An 18484-nucleotide genomic window follows, 5' to 3' on the forward strand; every position below is an offset into this window, starting at 1 on the left:
ACCCCTTTCCGAACCCCCGCCGGCCGGTTCACCGGCATCCGCGGCCGGCGTCATCTCGCGGTCACGTGGGTTGATGCCCCGTGTCAGTAGGGTTCGTGACATGACTTCCCGGGGGCCTGAGCTGCGGCGGACCCTCGGTGTGACGGACGCCGTGGTCATCGGGCTCGGCTCGATGATCGGTGCCGGGATCTTCGCCGCCCTGGCCCCCGCCGCGCGTGCCGCCCGCTCGGGGCTGTTGCCCGGGCTCGCGGCCGCCGCTGTCGTCGCCTACTGCAACGCCTCCTCTTCGGCGCGGCTCGCCGCGCGGTACCCCGCTTCGGGTGGCACGTATGTGTACGGGCGCGAGCGGCTCGGGGACTTCTGGGGGTACCTGGCCGGCTGGTCGTTCGTCGTCGGGAAGACGGCGTCCTGTGCGGCGATGGCGCTCACCGTCGGCGCGTACGTGTGGCCGGGGCGGGCGCATGCCGTCGCCGTCGCGGCCGTGGTCGCGCTGACCGCGGTGAACTACGGCGGTGTGCAGAGATCCGCGCGGTTGACGCGGGTGATCGTGGCCGTGGTGCTCGTCGTCCTCGGCGCCGTGGTCGTCGTGTGTCTCGGGTCCGCCGAGGCCGGCGCGGGCCGGCTGGAGGTCGGGGCGTCCGAAGGTGTTGGCGGGGTGCTGGAGGCGGGTGGCCTGCTGTTCTTCGCGTTCGCCGGGTACGCGCGGATCGCCACGCTCGGCGAGGAGGTACGGGACCCGGCGCGGACCATTCCGCGCGCCGTGCCGCTCGCCCTGGGCATCACGCTGGCCGTGTACGCGGGCGTGGCGGTGGCCGTGCTGTCCGTGCTGGGGTCCGGTGGACTCGAGGACTCGACCGCTCCGCTGGCCGACGCGGTGAGCGCCGCCGGGGTGTCCGAGCTCGTACCGGTGGTGCGGGTGGGCGCCGTCGTGGCCGCGCTGGGCTCGCTGCTCGCGCTGATCCTGGGTGTCTCGCGTACGACGCTGGCGATGGCCCGGGACCGGCATCTGCCCGCCCCGCTGGCCGCCGTGCATCCGCGGTTCCGGGTGCCGCACCGCGCGGAGCTGGCCGTGGGGGCGGTCGTCGCCGTGCTGGCCGCCACGGTGGATGTGCGCGGCGCGATCGGGTTCTCCTCCTTCGGGGTGCTGGCGTACTACGCGGTGGCAAACGCGTCGGCCTGGACGCTCGATCCGGCGCCGGTGGCTCGCCTGACGCCCGCGGTGGGCCTCGTCGGGTGCGTGGTGCTCGCGTTCGCGCTGCCGGTGACGTCTGTGGCGGTGGGGGCGGGTGTGCTGGCCGTGGGCGCGGTGGCGTACGGCGTCGTACGGCGGTGGAGGGGGAGGGGGCGGCGGTGATGTGTACGCGCGGGTGCAGCCGGCCTCCCGGCTCGATGACGCGCACGCGCGCGTGTGGCTGCGTCCACGGAAAAAAGAGGCCCTTTCGGCCTGTTGTAGACGGGCACGCGTGTGTGGTTGCGTCCGTTGGGGTGAGCACGCGCGCGGCGGCCTCCGTTTTGTGAGCCGCGCGCGTGTGGTGTTGGCCGCCGCCCCGTGTCACCAGGCCGTTCTGGCGAACTGCTGGTCCGTGCGGACGATTTCGCGGCCCAGGGGGGTGAGAGCGACGGGGATCAGCTTGAGATTGGCGATCCCGAACGGGATCCCGATGATCGTGATGCAGAGCAGGACGCCCGTGACGATGTGCGCGAGGGCCAGCCACCAGCCCCCGAGGATCAGCCACAGCACGTTGCCGATGCAGGAGGGCGCGCCCGCGCCGGGGCGCTCGGCGGCCGTGTACCCGAAGGGCCACAGGGCGAAGACCCCGATGCGGAAGGCCGCTATGCCGAACGGGATGCCGATGATCGTGATGCAGAGCAGCACGCCTGCGAAGGCGTAGCCGACGAACAGCCAGAAGCCGCTGAAGACCAGCCAGATGATGTTGAGGATTGTCTTCACCGAGGGCCTGCCATCCTTTCGAGCCGGGCGATGCGCTCGGCCATGGGTGGGTGCGTGGAGAACATCTTCGAGAGCCCCTGTCCGGGACGGAAGGGGTTCGCGATCATCATGTGGCTCGCGGTCTCGATCCGAGGTTCGGGCGGCAGCGGGAGCTGCTTCGTGCCCGCCTCCAGCTTGCGCAGGGCGCGGGCGAGGGCCAGCGGGTCGCCGGTGAGCTGGGAGCCTGACACGTCGGCCTCGTATTCGCGGGAGCGGCTGATCGCGAGTCGGATGAGGGTGGCGGCCAGGGGGCCGAGGATCATAATCAGGAGCATGCCCAGCAGACCCGGGCCGTCATCGTCGTCCGAGCGGCCGATCGGGACGAGCCAGGCGAAGTTGACCAGGAACATGATCACGGAGGCCAGGGCTCCGGCCACCGACGAGATCAGGATGTCGCGGTTGTAGACGTGGCTGAGCTCGTGTCCGATGACGCCGCGCAGCTCGCGCTCGTCCAGCAGGCGGAGGATGCCGTCGGTGCAGCACACCGCGGCGTTGCGCGGGTTGCGGCCCGTGGCGAAGGCGTTGGGTGCCTCTGTCGGGGAGATGTAGAGACGGGGCATGGGCCGGCGGGCCTGCGTGGAGAGCTCGCGGACCATGCGGTAGAGCGCCGGCGCCTCGAATTCGCTGACCGGGCGGGCACGCATCGCGCGGAGCGCCAGCTTGTCGCTGTTCCAGTACGCGTACGCGTTGGTGCCGAGCGCGACGAGGACGGCGACGAGGAGCCCGGCACGGCCGAAGAAGCCGCCGATGACGATGATGAGTGCGGACAGCCCCCCGAGGAGGACTGCGGTCCTGAGCCCGTTGTGCCGGCGGTGCACGGTACGCCCTCCAAGGGTGCGGCAGGGGAACCCTTTACTGGTCGATGCTGCTCTGCCTGTGCTGGCACCACTGGTGTCGTGGTGACACGTCCAGTGGACCCTTCCGTAAAGGTCAACGCCAGGCGGGAGCCACCAGTTCCCTGGTGGCCGCGGGGGCGCGGGGGCGCGGGGGTGGGCCGTCCGGATGAGGCGCGGCACGGCGCGCGCGTGTGGCCGCCGGCAACCCCCGCACGCGTGCCGGCGGGCCGCCCGAGCCGGGTTCCGTGCGCGTCTAGAAGAGGGCGGTGTCCGCGAAGCGCAGGGCCAGCTGGGGTGCGCCCGACAGGGCGATGCCGAGTACGGCGGTCACGGCGAGCGCGGCGGTGAGCGGGGCGGGGACCCGGTGCCGTACGGCCTCGCCCTCGGGGGCGCGGAACAGCAGGGCCGTCCACTGGAGGTAGTAGAAGAGGGCGATCACGACGTTGACGGCCATGACGACGGCGAGCCAGCCGAGGCCCGCGTCGACGGCGGCCGAGAAGACGGCGACCTTCGCGAACAGGCCGATGATGCCCGGCGGGAGGCCTGCGAGGCAGAGCAGGAAGAACGCCAGCAGGAGGGCCGCGACGGGGTTCGTGGCGTAGAGGCCGCGGTAGTCGGTGAGGCGGTTGAGGGCGCGCGTGCGGCCGACCAGGGCGGCCACCGTGAAGGCGCCGAGGTTCACGGCGGCGTACATGAGGGCGTAGGCGACCGTCGAGCCGACCGAGTGCCGGGGGTCGTCGGAGTAGGCGGCCGCGGCGATCGGTACGAGGAGGTAGCCGGCCTGGCCCACGGAGGACCAGGCGAGCAGGCGTACGGCGCTGTACGCGCGCGTGGTCCGCTGGCGCAGCGCGCCCGCGTTGCCGACGGTCATGGTGAGCGCGGCGAGCCCGGCCATGGCCGGGCCCCACACGTCGGCGTACGACGGGAGGGCGACGACGGTGACGAGGATCAGGCCGGTGAAGCCGACCGCCTTGCCGACGACGGACAGGTATGCGGCGATCGGCAGGGGGGCGCCGACGTAGGTGTCGGGCACCCAGAAGTGGAAGGGCACGGCGGCCGTCTTGAAGGCGAAGCCGACGAGGGTGAGGACGACACCGGTCTGGGCGAGGGTGTGGAGCTGGCCGTCCACCTGCTGGACGCGGCGGGCGATCTCGGTGAGGTAGAGGGTGCCGGTGGAGGCGTAGACGAAGCTGATGCCCATGAGGGTGACAGCGGTCGCGGTGACCGAGGACAGGAAGAACTTCAGGGCCGCTTCGGAGGACCTGCGGTCGCCGTGCCGGAGGCCGACGAGGGCGAACGCGGGCAGGGAGGCGACTTCGAGGGCGACGACGAGGGTCGCGAGGTCGCGGGAGGCGGGCAGCAGGGCGGCGCCGGCCGCGCTGGACAGCAGCAGGAACCAGAACTCGCCGGCGGGCAGCCGCCTGGTGTCGTCCTTGAGCGCGGTGACGGACAGCAGGGCGGCGAGCAGCGCGCCGCCGAGGACGAGGAACTGGATGACGAGGGTGAAGTGGTCGGCGGTGTAGCTGCACGCACGTGTGCCGTCGGTGCGGCAGAAGGTGCTGCGGTCGCCGTCCAGGAGGGGCAGCAGGAGGGCCGTGGACGCGGCGAGTCCTGCGACGGCGGTCCAGCCGAGGACGGTCTTGCGGGCCTCGGGCACGAACAGGTCGGCGACGAGGACGGCGAGTCCGACGACCGCGGTGAGGGTGGGCGGCGCGATGGCGAGCCAGTCGACCGACTGGACCACGGAGGCGGCCAGGGACTGGGCCTGTTCCGCGGCGGCCGGGACGGGGGCCTGGGCCAGGGCGCTCATCGGGTGCCTCCTGCGAGGAGCTGCTGTACGGCCGGGTCGGTCAGGCCGAGGAGGGCCCTGGGCCACAGGCCCCCGACGAGGGTGAGGGCGACGAGCGGGGTCCAGGCCGCGAATTCGTAGCCCTGGACGTCGGCGAGCCGCGGCGCGTCCTGCGGGGCGCCCATGCAGACGCGGCGGACCACGACGAGCAGGTACGCGGCCGTCAGCAGCGTGCCGGACGCGGCGATCGCCATGAAGGTGAGGAAGGCCGGGCGGCTGAGGCCGGCGGCGGGGTCGAACGCGCCGAACAGGGCGAGCATCTCGCCCCAGAACCCGGCGAGGCCGGGCAGGCCGAGCGAGGCGACGGCGGCGAAGGCGAGGAGGCCGCCCAGGCGCGGGGCACGGCCGTAGAGCGCGGCGCCGGTCTGTTCGGCAAGGGCGTCGAGGTCGGTGCTGCCGGTGCGGTCCTTCAGGGCGCCGACCAGGAAGAACAGCAGGCCGGTGATGAGGCCGTGGGCGATGTTGGCGAACAGGGCGCCGTTCACGCCGGTGGGTGTCATGGTCGCGATGCCGAGCAGGACGAAGCCCATGTGGCCGACGGAGGAGTACGCGATGAGGCGTTTGAGGTCGCCCTTGGCGCCGCGCCGGGCCAGCGCCAGGCAGGCCAGTGATCCGTAGATGATGCCGACGACGGCGAAGGCGGCGAGGTACGGCGCGAAGGTGCGGAACCCGTCGGGCGCGACCGGAAGCAGGATGCGGACGAAACCGTACGTACCCATCTTCAGCAGGACCCCGGCGAGCAGGACCGAGCCGACGGTGGGGGCGGCGGTGTGCGCGTCGGGTAGCCAGCTGTGCAGCGGCCACATCGGGGTCTTGACGGCGAGCCCGATCCCGATCGCCAGAACGGCGATGACCTGCACGGATGTGGTCAGCGACCGGCCGTTGTCAGTGGCGAGTGCCATCATGTCGAACGTGCCCGCCTGGAGTCCGACGAGGAGCAGGCCGAGCAGCATGACGACCGAGCCGAGCAGCGTGAAGAGGATGAATTTCCAGGCGGCCCGGGCCCGGCCCTCGCCGCCCCAGCGGGCGATGAGGAAGTACATCGGGACGAGGACCGTCTCGAAGGCGAGGAAGAACAGCAGCAGGTCGAGGACGGCGAAGGTGGCGAGGGTGCCGGACTCCAGGACGAGCAGCAGCGCGACGAAGGCCTTCGGGGTCGGGCCCGCGGGCATCGTGAAGTACGAGTAGAGCGCGCAGAGGAAGGTCAGCAGCGCGGTCAGGACCAGAAGGGGGAGGGAAATGCCGTCGACGCCGAGGTGGATGCGCACGTCGAGTGCGGGGATCCAGCTGATGTCCGTGCCGGCCTGCATCTTCGACGGCTGGTCGTGGTCGAAGCCGAGCGCGAGGACGATCGCCGCGAGGAGAACGAGGCCGGTGACGGTGACGCCGTGCCGCAGGACGGCCTGTGCGGGCGACTTCCCCTTCAGTCCGGGCGGGGCGGGCAGCAGAGCGGCGACGGCCCCGAGAAGCGGGCCGACGACGAGGAACACGAGAAGGAACTGCATCACGGACTCGTTGATATCGATCACGCCTGCTCACGCTCCCGTGGCGACAAGGACGGCGGCGACCGCGAGGACGACGGTGCCGGCGAGCAGCACGCTCACATAGGTCTGCACATTGCCGGTCTGGGCCCGCCGCACGGCGGCGCCGAGCCAGCGGGGCAGGGCGCCCGCGCCGTGTACGTAGGTGTCGACGACCTCCCGGTCGAGGAACCGTACGAGGCCGGCGGCGCCGCGCACCGGGCGGACGAACAGCGCCGAGTACGCGGCGTCCAGGTGGAAGCCGGCGGCGGCGTGCCGGTGCAGCGGGCCGAGCAGCAGCCGTCCCGGGTCGGCCGGGTCGGGTGCGGACGCCACATCGCCGTAGGCGGGGGTGTGGCCGGCGATGGCCTCGGCCTCCACCTGGGCGGCGTCGCCCCGCGGGCCTCCGTCGGCACCGGGCCGGTCGGGGTGTGCGGTGACGGCGCCCAGCGGGACGCGGGCGGCGAGTGCGGTGGTGTGCCGCCAGGCCGCGTAGGTGACGAGTCCGCCGGTGAGGGCCACGCCCGTGCCGAGCACGGAGGTGGTGAGGGCCGGGGCCAGGTCGGCGCCGTCGAACCAGTCGGGCAGCAGGCGGAACGCCAGCCCGCCGAAGGCGAGGGACGGTACGGCCAGCACCCACAGCACCGTCGTCATCGCCAGCGGCTGCCTGCCGTGGTCGGGGGCGTCGGCACCCCGGCCGCGGAAGGCCAGCAGCCACAGGCGGGTGGCGTAGGCGGCGGTGAGGAGGGCCGTGACCAGGCCGGCGACGAGGACGGTCCAGCCCGCGGCGCCGGGGGCGTACTCGGTGTGGCCGGTGGAGACGTGCTCGGCGGCGCGGAGCACGGACTCCTTCGAGAAGAAGCCGCTGAACGGCGGGATCGCGGCGAGCGCGAGCAGCGCCACGGTCATCGTCCAGTAGGCGTCCGGGACGCGGGCGCGCAGGTTCCGCATGCGGGACATGGCAGCCAGCGAGTTGGTCCCGGCGGCGTGGATGACCGCGCCGGCTGCGAGGAACAGCAGCGCCTTGAAGGCGCCGTGGGACAGGAGGTGGAAGACGGCGGCACCGCGGTCGCCGACGGCGAGGGCGCCGGTCATGTAGCCGAGCTGGCCGATCGTCGAGTAGGCGAGGACGCGCTTGATGTCGTCCTGGGCGAGCGCGGCGAGTGCCGAGCCGGCCATCGTGACGGCGGCCATGACGGCCAGGACCAGCATCGCGGCCCGGGAGGCCTCGAAGAGCGGGAGGAGACGGGCGACGAAGTAGACACCGGCGGCGACCATCGTCGCGGCGTGGATCAGGGCGGAGACGGGGGTGGGGCCCGCCATCGCGTCGGGCAGCCAGGTGTGCAGCGGGAACTGCGCCGACTTGCCCGCCACACCGGCCAGCAACAGCAGGGCGATCAGCGTCGGGTGGTCGAGTCCGCCGCTCGCGACGGCGCCGAGGACCTTGGTGACGCGGAACGATCCGGCATCGCCGGCCAGGGCGAACAGACCGATGAGGAAGGGGACGTCACCGAGCTTGGTCACCAGGAAGGCCTTCAGCGAGGCGGCGCGCGCCTCGGGGGTCTCCCAGTAGTGGCCGACCAGGAAGTACGAGCAGATGCCCATGATCTCCCAGCCGACCAGCAGCACCATCAGGTCACCGGAGTAGACGACGAGCAGCATCGCGGAGGTGAACAAGGAGACGAGCGCGGCGTACGAGGGGTAGCGGGGGTCGTCGCGGAGGTAGCCCGTGGAGTAGATCTGCACGCAGGTGGCGACCAGGCCGACCAGGACGGCGACCAGGGCGGCGAAGCCGTCGATGTGCAGGGCGAGGTCGACGGGGACGGAGCCGGTGGGTGTGAGCTCGGTGGCGGCGTCGACGGCAGCGCCGCCGTCCTGGCGTACGGCGACCAGCGCGGCGAGCACCAGGGCGGCGAACGTCGGCAGGACGGCGAGCGGGCGGACGAAGCCGGGCGCGGTGCGGCCCAGCAGCAGCCCGGCGGCGGCCCCGAGGAACGGCAGGAGGGGGACGAGTACGGCGAGAGTGGTGGTGGTCACGCGGTGGCCTCGGCCTTCCCGGCCCGGCCGGCCGTGAGGGCGTCGCTGTCGGGGCGGTCGGCATCGTCGACGCCGGGATCGGTGTCGGTGTCGTGGGACTCGGACGTGTCGCGGAGCTTGTCGATGTCCGCGGTGCCGCGGTTGCGGTGGACGGCGAGCACGATCGCCAGTCCGATGCCGATCTCGGCGGCGGCGATGGCGATGGTGAACAGGGTCAGGGCCTGTCCGGAGTGCAGGGTCTCCTCGGCGGTCCTGCTGAGCCAGACGTCGAAGGCGACCAGGTTGAGGTTGACGGCGTTGAGCATCAGCTCCACCGACATCAGGACCAGGATCGCGTTGCGGCGGGCGAGGACGCCGTACAGACCGGTGGAGAACAGGAGGGCCGACAGCACGGCGGGATAGGCGAGGTGCATCAGCGGGCCCCTTCGTCGTCACTGGGGGTGCCCGGGGTGGTCTGGGGGCCGGGGGTGGCTTGCGTTGCCTGTGTGGCTTGCGCGGCCTGCGTTGGTGTGGCTTGCGCGGCCTGCGCGCGTTGGGCTGCGCCGGTGCCCGGAATGGCCTGGCCGGCCGGGCTGCCCGGAGTGGCCGGGACAGCCGGGGTGCCTTGGGCGCCCGGGGTGCCCGGGGTGGTCGCGGCGGCCTGTCCGGTCTGGTTGGCCCGGGCCTCGGCCCTGGTCTTGCGGGAGAGGACGATCGCGCCGACCAGAGCGGCGAGGAGGAGCACGGAGAGGGCTTCGAAGGGGAGGACCCAGTGCTGGAAGAGGCTTTCGCCGGTGACGCGGGTGGTGCCCGCGGGCTCGCCGTCCAGGTCGATCCAGGTGGTGCGGAAGGCGTCGGCGACGACCCACACCAGGGCGGCCCCGGCGGCGACGGCGACGGTGAGGGCGGTCCAGCGGTTGCCGGAGTCGGCGTCCGGGGAGTGGCCGATGGGCGCCCGGGTCAGCATGAGGCCGAACAGGAGGAGGACGACGACGGAACCGACGTAGATAAGGACCTGAACCCAGGCGATGAACTCGGCGGTGAGCAGGAGGTATTCGACGGCGAGGCCGCCGAGGGCGACCACCAGCCACAGGGCGGCGTGCACGAGCCGGCGCGTGGTGACGGTGACGGCCGCCGCGCCGAGGGTGACCAGGCCGACGAGGAGGAAGGCTATCTCGACGCCGGTCGGGGAGAGGAAGCCGTGCGTGTCCGCGGCGAGGGTCACGACGGGTCCTCCTTCGGTTCGGCCTCGGCCGCCGCGAGTTTCTCGGCGGTCTTGCGGGCGGCGGCGATCTCCTTGGGCTCCTCGGCGCCGGGGTCGAGGGCGGGCGGGGCCGGCACGGTCCACATCCACTCGCGGAGCTTGTCGCGTTCGTGGGTGAGTTCGCGGATGTCGGTCTCGGCGTACTCGAACTCCGGGGACCAGAACAGTGCGTCGAAAGGACACACATCGATGCAGATACCGCAGTACATGCAGAGGGAGAAGTCGATGGCGAAGCGGTCGAGGACGTTGCGGCTGCGGTCGCGCCCGCCCGGGGTGGCCGCCGGGATCGTCTCCTTGTGGGAGTCGATGTAGATGCACCAGTCGGGGCACTCGCGGGCGCACAGCATGCAGACCGTGCAGTTCTCCTCGAACAGTCCGATCACGCCGCGGCTGCGGGGCGGGAGGTCGGGCTGGACGTCGGGGTACTGCTGGGTGACGGACTTCCTCGTCATCGTGCGCAGGGTGACGGCCAGGCCCTTGGCCAGGCCGCTGCCAGGGATGGGGGCCATGGTTACGCGATCACCACCTTGACGATGCCGGTGAGGGCGATCTGGGCGAGGGAGAGGGGGACGAGGAGGGTCCAGGAAAGCTTCTGGAGCTGGTCCTCGCGCAGGCGGGGGTAGGTGACGCGCAGCCAGATCACGACGAAGGCGAGGACGGCCGCCTTCAGCAGGGTCCACACCCAGCCGAGGCCGTCGGCACCCCACGGGCCGTGCCAGCCGCCCAGGAAGAGGACGGTGGTCAGGCCGCACAGGACGACGATTCCCGCGTACTCGGCGAGGAGGAAGAGCGCGAAACGCAGCCCCGTGTACTCGGTGTACGCGCCGAAGATGATCTCCGAGTCGGCGACGGGCATGTCGAACGGGGGGCGCTGGAGTTCGGCCAGGCCGGCGACGAAGAAGACGATCGCGCCGACGATCTGCCAGGGCAGCCACCACCACGCGAAGGCGTCGAGGATGCCGACGAGGGAGACCGTGCCGGCCGCCATCGCGACGGAGGCGGCGGTGAGCAGCATGGGGAGCTCGTACGCGAGGAGCTGTGCGGCGGTGCGGAGGCCGCCGAGGAGGGAGAACTTGTTGGCGGACGCCCAGCCCGCCATGAGCGAGCCGAGGACGCCCACGCCCATGACCGCCAGGACGAAGAAAATGCCCGCGTCGACGACCTCTCCGACGGCGCCCTCGCCGGGGCCGACGGGAATGGCGAGCAGGACCAGGAGGTACGGGAGGAGGGCGACGGCAGGGGCGAGCTGGAAGATACGGCGGTCCGCGCCCGCCGGGACGATGTCCTCCTTCTGCGCGAACTTCACCCCGTCGGCGACGAGTTGGGCCCAGCCGTGGAAGCCGCCCGCGTACATGGGGCCGAGGCGGCCCTGCATGTGCGCCATCACCTTGTGCTCGGTCTGGCCGACGAGCAGGGGGAAGACGAGGAAGACGGCGAAGACCACGAGGAGTCGCAGGGCGACATCGAAAGCGTCGTTCACTGCGTGCCTCCCGGGGTGGTGTCGTCGGGGGAAGCCTGTTCGGGGGCGGTGTCTTCCGGAGACGTGCCTTCCGAGGGCGCGGCTTCCGAAGGCGCGTCTTCCGGGGGCGCGTCTTCCGAAGGCACGTCTTCCGAAGGCGCCACTTTTGAAGGCGCCACTTTTGAAGTGGTAGCGGGGGTGTCGGCGGGGGTGTCGTGTGGTTCGGGCCGCGATGACCGGTCGGGCTGGGCCGGCCGCGACGACCGGTCCGGCTGCATCTTCGGTGCGGACGCGGGCGCGGGCGCGGACTTCGTCACCGCATCCGTCGGCCCGGCCACCGGCTCGTCCGTAGGCCCGGCCACCCGTTCGGCCACCCGTTCGGCCATCGGCTCCGCCATCGGCTCGTCCGTCGACTCCGCCGTCAGTTCGGCTCCCCGCTCGGTTTCCGGCCCCTCCTCGAACGTCGGGCGGGCGTGGTGCCACGGGGCGTCGGAGCTGCGCCGGGGTGCCTGGGGGGCCCGGGGTTCGGCGGGCGGCGCGACGGCGGCGGGGTTCGGGCCCGCACCGCCCGTGCCGGTGTCCGGGCCCGGATCCGCGCTCGCATCCGCGCTCGCATCCGGGCCTGTGCCCGTATCCGTGCGCTGGGACGCCGAGCCCTGGCTCGCGCTGCGGGTGCGGCCCGGGCCGGCCGGCGGTGCCTGAGCGTCCTGCGGCTCCTGCACCCCCTGCGCCTTCTGCGGCGCCCGGGGGTCCCTGGGCTCCCGTGCCGTCTGGCTCGCCGAGCCCTCTGATGCCGTGCGCGTACGGCGCGGGCGAGGGGGCGGGGTCTCCGTGACCGCGGTTTCGGGGGTCTGGCTCGCCGAGCCCTCGCCCGCGGTTCGGGTGCGGCGTACCGGACGTTCGCCTGCCGGGCCCGGGGCGCCGGCGCCACGGGCGGGGCGGACCGCGCCGCGGGCGGGGCGGGTCGGGGCCGGGGGGAGCTGGCCCTTCAGGGGACCCCATTCGTTCGGGTCGGGGACGCCCGGCGGAAGCATCTGGCGGCGTTTCGGGCCGCCGTGTTCGGATTCGCCGGGCTCCTTCGCGCCGGGCCAGGCCTTGGCGACGCGGGCTGCCAGGACGAAGTCCTTGCGCAGGGGGTGGCCTTCGAAGCCGTCGGGGAGGAGCAGGTGGTCCAGGGCGGGGTGGCCTTCGAAGGTGACGCCGAACATCTCGTGCGTCTCGCGCTCGTGCCAGGCGGCGCCCGCGTACACGCCGTGGGCGGTCGGCAGGGTCGGTGCCTCGTGCGGGACGGTCGTACGGAGGAGCAGGCGTCGTACCGGGGAGAGGGCCACGACGTGGGCCGCGACGCGGAAACCGGTGCCGGGTTCGTCGACCGCGCTGAGCCAGTCGAAGTAGGTGCAGCCGAGGCGGTCGCGCGCGGTCTCCAGGGCGGCGATCCACGCGGCCGGGGGGACGTCGACGGTCAGGACCTCGTACGCCTCCTCGGCCGTGGCGTCGGGGCCGAAGAGGTCCTCGGTGTCGGCGGGCAGCCAGCCGACTGTCGTCATCGGCCCTCCTCCCCGGCCGGGTCGTTCTTCCCCGGGGCGGTCTTCGTCTCGCCCATGGCGGCGTCCCCGTCGCCCCTGACCTCGGCGCTCTCCCCCGAGCCGGTGGCGTTCTCCCCGATGGCCCCGGCGCTCTTGCCGGTGGGCGTGCTCGGCGGCTTCACCAGGTCGCTCGTGAGGGCGGCGGTCGACGGGCGGGGGGTCGACGGGTGAGGGGTCGACGGACCAGTGGCGGACGGGCCAGGGGTGGACGGGCGGGGCGTCGTCGGGCCGTAGCGCTCGCTCAGTGACTCGCGCGCGATCTTCTCCTGGAGCTTGAGGATTCCCTGGAGGAGCGCCTCGGGGCGTGGCGGGCAGCCGGGGACGTAGACGTCCACGGGGATGATCTGGTCGACGCCCTTGGTCACGGAGTAGGAGTCCCAGTAGGGGCCGCCGCAGTTGGAGCAGGCGCCGAAGGAGATGACGTATTTCGGTTCGGGCATCTGCTCGTAGAGGCGCTTCACGGCCGGTGCCATCTTGTCCGTGACCGTGCCGGAGACGACCATCAGGTCGGCCTGGCGGGGGCCGGGTGCGAAGGGGATCACGCCGAGCCGGATGAAGTCGTGGCGGGCCATCGACGCGGCGATGAACTCGATGGCGCAGCAGGCGAGGCCGAAGTTGAAGACCCAGAGCGAGTAGCGGCGTCCCCAGTTGAGGACGACCTTCATCGGCTCGGGGGCGAGGCGCGCGAGGGCGCCCAGCCTCTTCGGCTCGGGCAGCGCGACGGGCACGGAGGGGACGGCGGGCGGGGAGGAGCCGGAGGGCACGGAGGGCTCCGCGTTCACGTCCATGTCAGGACGCCCTTCTTGTATGCGTACAGCAGGCCCACGGCGAGGAAGCCGAGGAAGATGAACATCTCCACGAGGGTCGTCGCGCCGTAGCCGTCGGCGGCGAACACGGTCGCCCAGGGGAACAGGAAGATCGAGTCGACCGCGAAGATCACGTAGAGGAAGGCGTAGACGTAGTAGCGGACCTGGGTGTGGGCCCAGCCCTCGCCGACGGGGTCGACGCCGCACTCGTACGTCAGGAGTTTCTCGGGGGTCGGGACGACGGGGCGCAGCAGGCGTCCGGCGCCGAAGGCGACGGCGACGAACAGCACGCCGATGACCGCGAGCAGCCCTACCACCGAGTAGGACCGGAAGTAGTCCGACGGGAAGTAGTCCGCCGCGACGGAGGTCATGGCCCCGCGCTCCCTTCGCTTCCTGTCCCGAGCGGCCGTGTGGGCCGGCCGCTCCCGCGCGCCTGTGAAGGCCGTTGTCGGACGATCTGTACGCTCGTGAGTCTAGGCCCTGCTAAGGGGACGGTAAGAAGGCCGTGGGTCCCCCGGGGCGGGAGGCGGGGCAGCGCGGGGTGGGGTTTTCCCCCGGGCGGGTCGCCGGTGCACCTCATGGCGCGGGCGGCCGGGGCCGGGCAGGCTTGCCGCCATGACCGAACGCTTCCCGTCTCCGAGCCCGGCCGGCCCGGCCAGAGGCGGCACCACCGCTCCACTTCCGGGCGGCACCACCGCTTCGTTTCCGGGCGGCACCACCGCTCCACTTCCGAGCGGCACCACCACCCCGCCGCCGGGTGTCACCGCCGCTTCGTTCCCCGGTGGCGCCGCCGCTCCCCTTCCGCCGGCGCGTTTCGCCTACGACCGGCACACCTGGAAGGAGATCGCGCATCTCCTGGCGAACCTGCCGATGGCGCTGCTGGGCTTCGTCTACGTCATGACGGTGCTGTTCACCAGTTTCTGGCTGACCGTCACGGTGATCGGGTTCCCGATGCTGGCGCTCGGTCTGCTGGGGGCGCGGCAGATCGGGAAGCTGGAGCGGGCGCGGGCCAGAGCGTTGCTCGGGGTGCGGGTGGACGAGCCGAGCCCGCTGCCGTTGCGCAGCCGCGGCAGGAACAACGGCGGCTTCTTCGCGCATCTGTGGATGGCGCTGAAGGACCCGGTGGGCTGGCGCACGGTGCTGTACGAGTTCATCCGGCTGCCGTGGGGGGTGCTCACCTTCACGATCACGCTGGTGTCGCTGTTCGTGCTGTGGCCGGTGCTGCCGTTCGTCGCGCGGGGTCTGACCACCGTGGACCGGGCCATGGTGCGCGGTCTGCTGTCGCCGTCGGACGAGCTGGAACGCCGTATCGCGGAGCTGGAGTCGGACCGTGGGCTCGTGGTGGACACGGCCGCCGCGGACCTCAGGCGCATCGAGCGTGATCTGCACGACGGGGCGCAGGCCCGGCTGGTGAACCTGGCGATGGGGCTCGGCCTGGCCAAGGAGAAGTTGCTGGAGGGCCAGGCCGACGAGCACGTGGCGGCGATGGTGGAGGAGGCGCACGGCGAGGTGAAGCTGGCGCTTCAGGAGCTGCGCGATCTGGCCCGCGGCATCCATCCGGCCGTACTGACGGACCGCGGGCTCGACGCGGCGCTGTCGTCGGTGGCGTCGCGTTGCACGGTGCCGGTGAAGGTGACGACGGATCTGCCCGCCCGGCCGGTCGCTGCCATCGAGGGCATCGCCTACTTCACCGTCTCCGAGCTGCTGCAGAACGTCAGCAAGCACAGCGGGGCGCGGTCGGCGTCGGTCGACGTGTGGCGTGCGGACGACAGGCTGCTCATCCAGGTACGGGACGACGGGCGCGGGGGCGCGCGGCTGGACGGCGGTACGGGGATGCGCGGGCTCGCGGACCGGCTGGGCGCGGTGGACGGCCTGTTCGTCGTCGACTCCCCGGAGGGCGGACCGACGACCGTCACGGCGGAACTGCCGTGGCGGGACCGGGGCCGGGACCGCGACCGGACGCACGGCCGGGGATAGGCGGCACGGCGGGCGGGCGGTCCACCCGGAGGGCCGGGAGCGGAGACGGGGAGGCCGGGGCCCGGCGGGACACCAGGACGGCCAGGGTGGGGAAAACCCCCCTCCCGAGACGCCGACGGACTCCATGGCCCGGCCGACCTGCGGCGGAGCAGGCTGGTGGTACGGCACCGGACGAGGAGAAACGGACGACACCGATGGCCACGGAGTACGAGTACGGGCACGAGTACGGGCACGGGCACGGATACAGGCAGGGCCACGGTCCGGGACACGGGCCCGGCGGCTCCGGCGGCTCCGGCGCTTCCGGAGGCTACGGCGCTTCGGGTGGGCCCGGCGGCTACGGCGCTTCGGGTGGGCCCGGCGGCTACGGCGCTTCGGGTGGGCCCGGCGGCTACGGCGGTTCGGGTGGGCCCGGAGGTTTCGGTGGTTCCGCGTTCCCGGTGGGCGGGAGTGAGCGGCGGCACCGGCTGCCGGCCGGTCTGCGGGCACCGTTCGAGGGGCGCTACTGGCGGGAGTTCGGCTACGTCCTGCTGAACCTGCCGATGGGTGTGCTGCTGTTCGTGTACGCGGTCACGATGGTGTCGCTGGGCGCGGGTCTGCTGGTGACGTTCCTCGGGATTCCGGTGCTGGCCGCCGCGCTGGCCGGCTGCCGGGGCCTCGGCGCGGTGGAGCGGGCGCGGGCGCGCGGGCTGCTGGGCCTGGACGTGGGGGAACCGGAACCGCTGCGGATCCGCAAGCCGGGCATGATGGCGTGGATCGGGGCCGTGCTGAAGAGCGGCACGTCGTGGCGGGCGGTGCTGTACGCGCTGCTGCACTTTCCGTGGGCGGTGTTCTCCTTCTCCGTCGCCCTGGCCTTCTGGACGTACGGCTGGGCACTGCTGACGTACCCGCTGTGGTTCTGGGTGCTCCCGGCGTGGGCGGGGCAGGGCGGTCTTCAGCTGTACGGGGACGAGTCGCACCACGTGTACCTGGACAACCCGTTCGAGATCACGATGACGGGTCTGGTCGGGCTGCTGTTCACGCTGGCCACGCCGTGGATCGTGCGGGCGCTGACGATGGTGGACCGGGTGATGGTGCACGGACTGCTCGGGCCGTCGCGGCTGGCGACGCGGGTCGTGGAGCTGGAGTCGGACCGGGGCGTCGTGGTCGACACGGCCGCCGCCGATCTCCGGCGCATCGAGCGTGATCTGCACGACGGGGCGCAGGCCCGGCTGGTGACGCTGGCGATGGATCTGGGGCTGGCGAGGGAGAAGCTGCGCGAGGACCCGCAGGCGGCGGCGCGGATGGTCGACGAGGCGCACGGAGAGGTGAAGACGGCGCTTCAGGAGCTGCGCGATCTCGCGCGGGGCATCCACCCGGCGGTGCTGACGGACCGCGGACTGGACGCGGCGCTGTCGGCGGTGGCGTCGCGCTGCGCGGTGCCGGTGCGGGTCGAGGTGGATCTGCGGGAGCGGCCGGCGCAGGCGATCGAGGGGATCGCGTACTTCACCGTCTCCGAGCTGCTGCAGAACATCAGCAAGCACGCGCGGGCGACCTCGGCCGTGGTGGAGGTGTGGCGCGTGGAGAACCGGCTGATGCTCCAGGTCATGGACGACGGGGTGGGCGGCGCGGACGCGACCGGCGGCTCGGGCCTGGCCGGGCTCGCGGAACGGCTGGACGCGGTGGACGGCATCCTGGTGGTGGACTCCCCGGCCGGCGGCCCGACCCGGGTGACGGCCGAACTTCCGTGGCGGGGCTGACGGCCGACCTGCCGAGACGGCGGACCCGACGGCGGGAGGCCGGACGTCCGGAGCCTGGACGGCGGGACCGGCGGGACGGCTGGACGGCGGGACCGACTGCACGGCTGGACCGGCGAGACGGCTGGACGGCTGGACGGCACGACGGCACGACGGCACGTGAGGGAGCAGCCCGCCCCCCAATCCCCCCGCGAAGCCGCATCCGCCCCGCATTGCTGAAATGCTGGGCCTGTCGCAGGCCCGCCATGGGGTGGGCCGTCGGGCAGGGGGGCCGGAGGACGTGGAGGACAGGGTGCGCGTGGTCATCGCCGAGGACTCGGTGCTGCTGAGGGAGGGGCTGACCCGGCTGTTGACCGACCGCGGGCACGACGTCGTGGCCGGCGTCGGTGACGGGGACGCGCTGATCAAGACCATCACGGAGCTCGACGACCGGGGCGAACTGCCCGACGTCGTGGTCGCCGACGTGCGGATGCCGCCGACGCACACCGACGAGGGCGTCCGGGCCGCGGTGCAGCTGCGCAAGGCGCACCCGGGTCTCGGGGTGCTCGTCCTGTCGCAGTACGTGGAGGAGCGCTACGCCACGGAACTGCTGGCCGGGTCCAGCCGCGGCGTCGGCTATCTGCTCAAGGACCGGGTGGCCGACGTACGCGAGTTCGTGGACGCGGTGGTGCGGGTGGCCCGGGGCGGTACGGCCCTGGACCCGGAGGTCGTGGCGCAGTTGCTGGGCCGCAGCCGGAAGCAGGACGTGCTCGCGGGGCTCACTCCGCGGGAGCGCGAGGTGCTGGGTCTGATGGCCGAGGGCCGGACGAACTCGGCGGTCGCGCGGCAACTGGTGGTCAGCGACGGGGCGGTCGAGAAGCACGTCAGCAACATCTTCCTCAAGCTGGGGCTGGCCCCGAGCGACGGCGACCACCGCCGGGTGCTGGCCGTCCTCACGTATCTCAACTCCTGAACACCGGCATCCCCATGCCTCCGCACTCCCGGAAAACCGGCACTCCCGCGGCTCCCGCACCCTGAGAACCGCGCGCCGGGGGCGGCCGCGGCCCCTCCGAGGTGGCGCCGGGCCTCCACGCTCGTGTGGGCCGGTACTCCCGACGGCGCAGTGAGCCGCCCGGTTGGCGTGTCCATCATCACGTCCATCATGCGAATGTTGAGCCGAGTCCGAGGCCCGCGGACGTAGGGTTGACCCGGGTGGGCCTGCGGGAAGGCCCGCCGCGGACAGCCGTCCACCAGGGAGGTCCAGTTCAGTGACCAGCCAGGTCAGTAGCCCAGCGGAACAGGCCGATGGAGCCGTCGTGGGAGAGCAGCACACATCAGCCGCGACGAAGGACGTCCGTCGGCTGGACCGGGTGATCATCCGCTTCGCGGGGGATTCGGGCGATGGTATGCAGCTCACCGGTGACCGTTTCACGTCGGAGACGGCGTCGTTCGGGAATGATTTGTCGACG

General features: G+C 72.5%; 16 protein-coding genes and 1 pseudogene. 5 read left to right on the forward strand and 12 right to left on the reverse strand.

Translation table 11 applies throughout. The features are described 5' to 3' along the window. Positions 1-100 precede the first annotated feature (100 nt). Positions 101-1354: an APC family permease gene (locus ABZ354_RS15475; protein ID WP_358656858.1), complete on the forward strand. Its 1254-nt coding sequence runs from the start codon at positions 101-103 to the stop codon at positions 1352-1354. A 198-nt stretch (positions 1355-1552) separates the two neighbouring features. Here ABZ354_RS15475 and ABZ354_RS15480 read toward each other — a convergent pair whose 3' ends face one another. The 12 genes from ABZ354_RS15480 to ndhC all read right to left on the reverse strand — a co-directional run bounded on the left by ABZ354_RS15480 (position 1553) and on the right by ndhC (position 13697). Then, on the reverse strand, positions 1553-1951 hold the full coding sequence (locus ABZ354_RS15480; RefSeq protein ID WP_358656860.1) for a YccF domain-containing protein: 399 nt from the start codon (positions 1949-1951) through the stop codon (positions 1553-1555). Next, a complete protein-coding gene (htpX, locus tag ABZ354_RS15485; protein ID WP_358656862.1) occupies positions 1948-2808 on the reverse strand; it encodes a zinc metalloprotease HtpX in 861 nt (286 codons plus the stop codon). The genes ABZ354_RS15480 and htpX overlap by 4 nt, the downstream gene beginning before the upstream one ends. 271 nt (positions 2809-3079) lie before the next feature. After that, complete coding sequence (locus ABZ354_RS15490) at positions 3080-4636, reverse strand: NADH-quinone oxidoreductase subunit N (protein WP_358656864.1); 1557 nt, start codon at positions 4634-4636, stop codon at positions 3080-3082. After that, the gene (locus ABZ354_RS15495; protein WP_358656866.1) at positions 4633-6204 is read right to left on the reverse strand and encodes an NADH-quinone oxidoreductase subunit M; all 1572 of its coding nucleotides are present in this window, start codon (positions 6202-6204) and stop codon (positions 4633-4635) included. Before ABZ354_RS15495 ends, ABZ354_RS15490 begins: the two co-directional genes overlap by 4 nt. 6 nt (positions 6205-6210) lie before the next feature. After that, on the reverse strand, positions 6211-8232 hold the full coding sequence (locus ABZ354_RS15500) for an NADH-quinone oxidoreductase subunit L (protein WP_358656868.1): 2022 nt from the start codon (positions 8230-8232) through the stop codon (positions 6211-6213). Next, positions 8229-8645, reverse strand: coding sequence for an NADH-quinone oxidoreductase subunit NuoK (gene nuoK, locus ABZ354_RS15505; RefSeq protein WP_358656870.1), 417 nt, complete (start codon positions 8643-8645; stop codon positions 8229-8231). Before nuoK ends, ABZ354_RS15500 begins: the two co-directional genes overlap by 4 nt. Then, positions 8645-9436, reverse strand: coding sequence for an NADH-quinone oxidoreductase subunit J (locus ABZ354_RS15510; RefSeq protein ID WP_358656872.1), 792 nt, complete (start codon positions 9434-9436; stop codon positions 8645-8647). Before ABZ354_RS15510 ends, nuoK begins: the two co-directional genes overlap by 1 nt. After that, positions 9433-9984, reverse strand: a complete 552-nt coding sequence (locus ABZ354_RS15515; RefSeq protein ID WP_358656874.1) for an NADH-quinone oxidoreductase subunit I — start codon at positions 9982-9984, stop codon at positions 9433-9435. The genes ABZ354_RS15510 and ABZ354_RS15515 overlap by 4 nt, the downstream gene beginning before the upstream one ends. Before the next feature lie 2 nt (positions 9985-9986). Beyond that, positions 9987-10955 (reverse strand): complex I subunit 1 family protein, encoded by a 969-nt coding sequence (locus ABZ354_RS15520; protein ID WP_358656876.1) that lies wholly within the window; start codon positions 10953-10955, stop codon positions 9987-9989. Next, positions 10952-12481, reverse strand: a complete 1530-nt coding sequence (locus ABZ354_RS15525; protein ID WP_358656878.1) for an NADH-quinone oxidoreductase subunit C — start codon at positions 12479-12481, stop codon at positions 10952-10954. The genes ABZ354_RS15520 and ABZ354_RS15525 overlap by 4 nt, the downstream gene beginning before the upstream one ends. Next, the gene (locus tag ABZ354_RS15530) at positions 12478-13308 is read right to left on the reverse strand and encodes an NADH-quinone oxidoreductase subunit B family protein (protein WP_358656880.1); all 831 of its coding nucleotides are present in this window, start codon (positions 13306-13308) and stop codon (positions 12478-12480) included. The genes ABZ354_RS15525 and ABZ354_RS15530 overlap by 4 nt, the downstream gene beginning before the upstream one ends. Beyond that, on the reverse strand, positions 13299-13697 hold the full coding sequence (ndhC, locus tag ABZ354_RS15535; protein WP_358656882.1) for an NADH-quinone oxidoreductase subunit A: 399 nt from the start codon (positions 13695-13697) through the stop codon (positions 13299-13301). Before ndhC ends, ABZ354_RS15530 begins: the two co-directional genes overlap by 10 nt. A gap of 244 nt (positions 13698-13941) precedes the next feature. Between ndhC and ABZ354_RS15540 the strand changes: the two genes are divergently transcribed. The 4 genes and pseudogenes from ABZ354_RS15540 to ABZ354_RS15555 form a co-directional block, all read left to right on the forward strand. Continuing rightward, positions 13942-15303 (forward strand): sensor domain-containing protein, encoded by a 1362-nt coding sequence (locus tag ABZ354_RS15540; RefSeq protein WP_358656884.1) that lies wholly within the window; start codon positions 13942-13944, stop codon positions 15301-15303. A gap of 194 nt (positions 15304-15497) precedes the next feature. Then, the gene (locus ABZ354_RS15545; protein WP_358656887.1) at positions 15498-17039 is read left to right on the forward strand and encodes a sensor domain-containing protein; all 1542 of its coding nucleotides are present in this window, start codon (positions 15498-15500) and stop codon (positions 17037-17039) included. A gap of 277 nt (positions 17040-17316) precedes the next feature. Beyond that, the gene (locus ABZ354_RS15550; RefSeq protein ID WP_358656888.1) at positions 17317-17988 is read left to right on the forward strand and encodes a response regulator transcription factor; all 672 of its coding nucleotides are present in this window, start codon (positions 17317-17319) and stop codon (positions 17986-17988) included. 295 nt (positions 17989-18283) lie between these two features. Further along, positions 18284-18484: pseudogene (locus tag ABZ354_RS15555) on the forward strand (2-oxoglutarate ferredoxin oxidoreductase subunit alpha); the annotation flags it as partial.

The organism is Streptomyces sp. NPDC005925, from assembly GCF_040638805.1.
Taxonomy (GTDB): domain Bacteria; phylum Actinomycetota; class Actinomycetes; order Streptomycetales; family Streptomycetaceae; genus Streptomyces.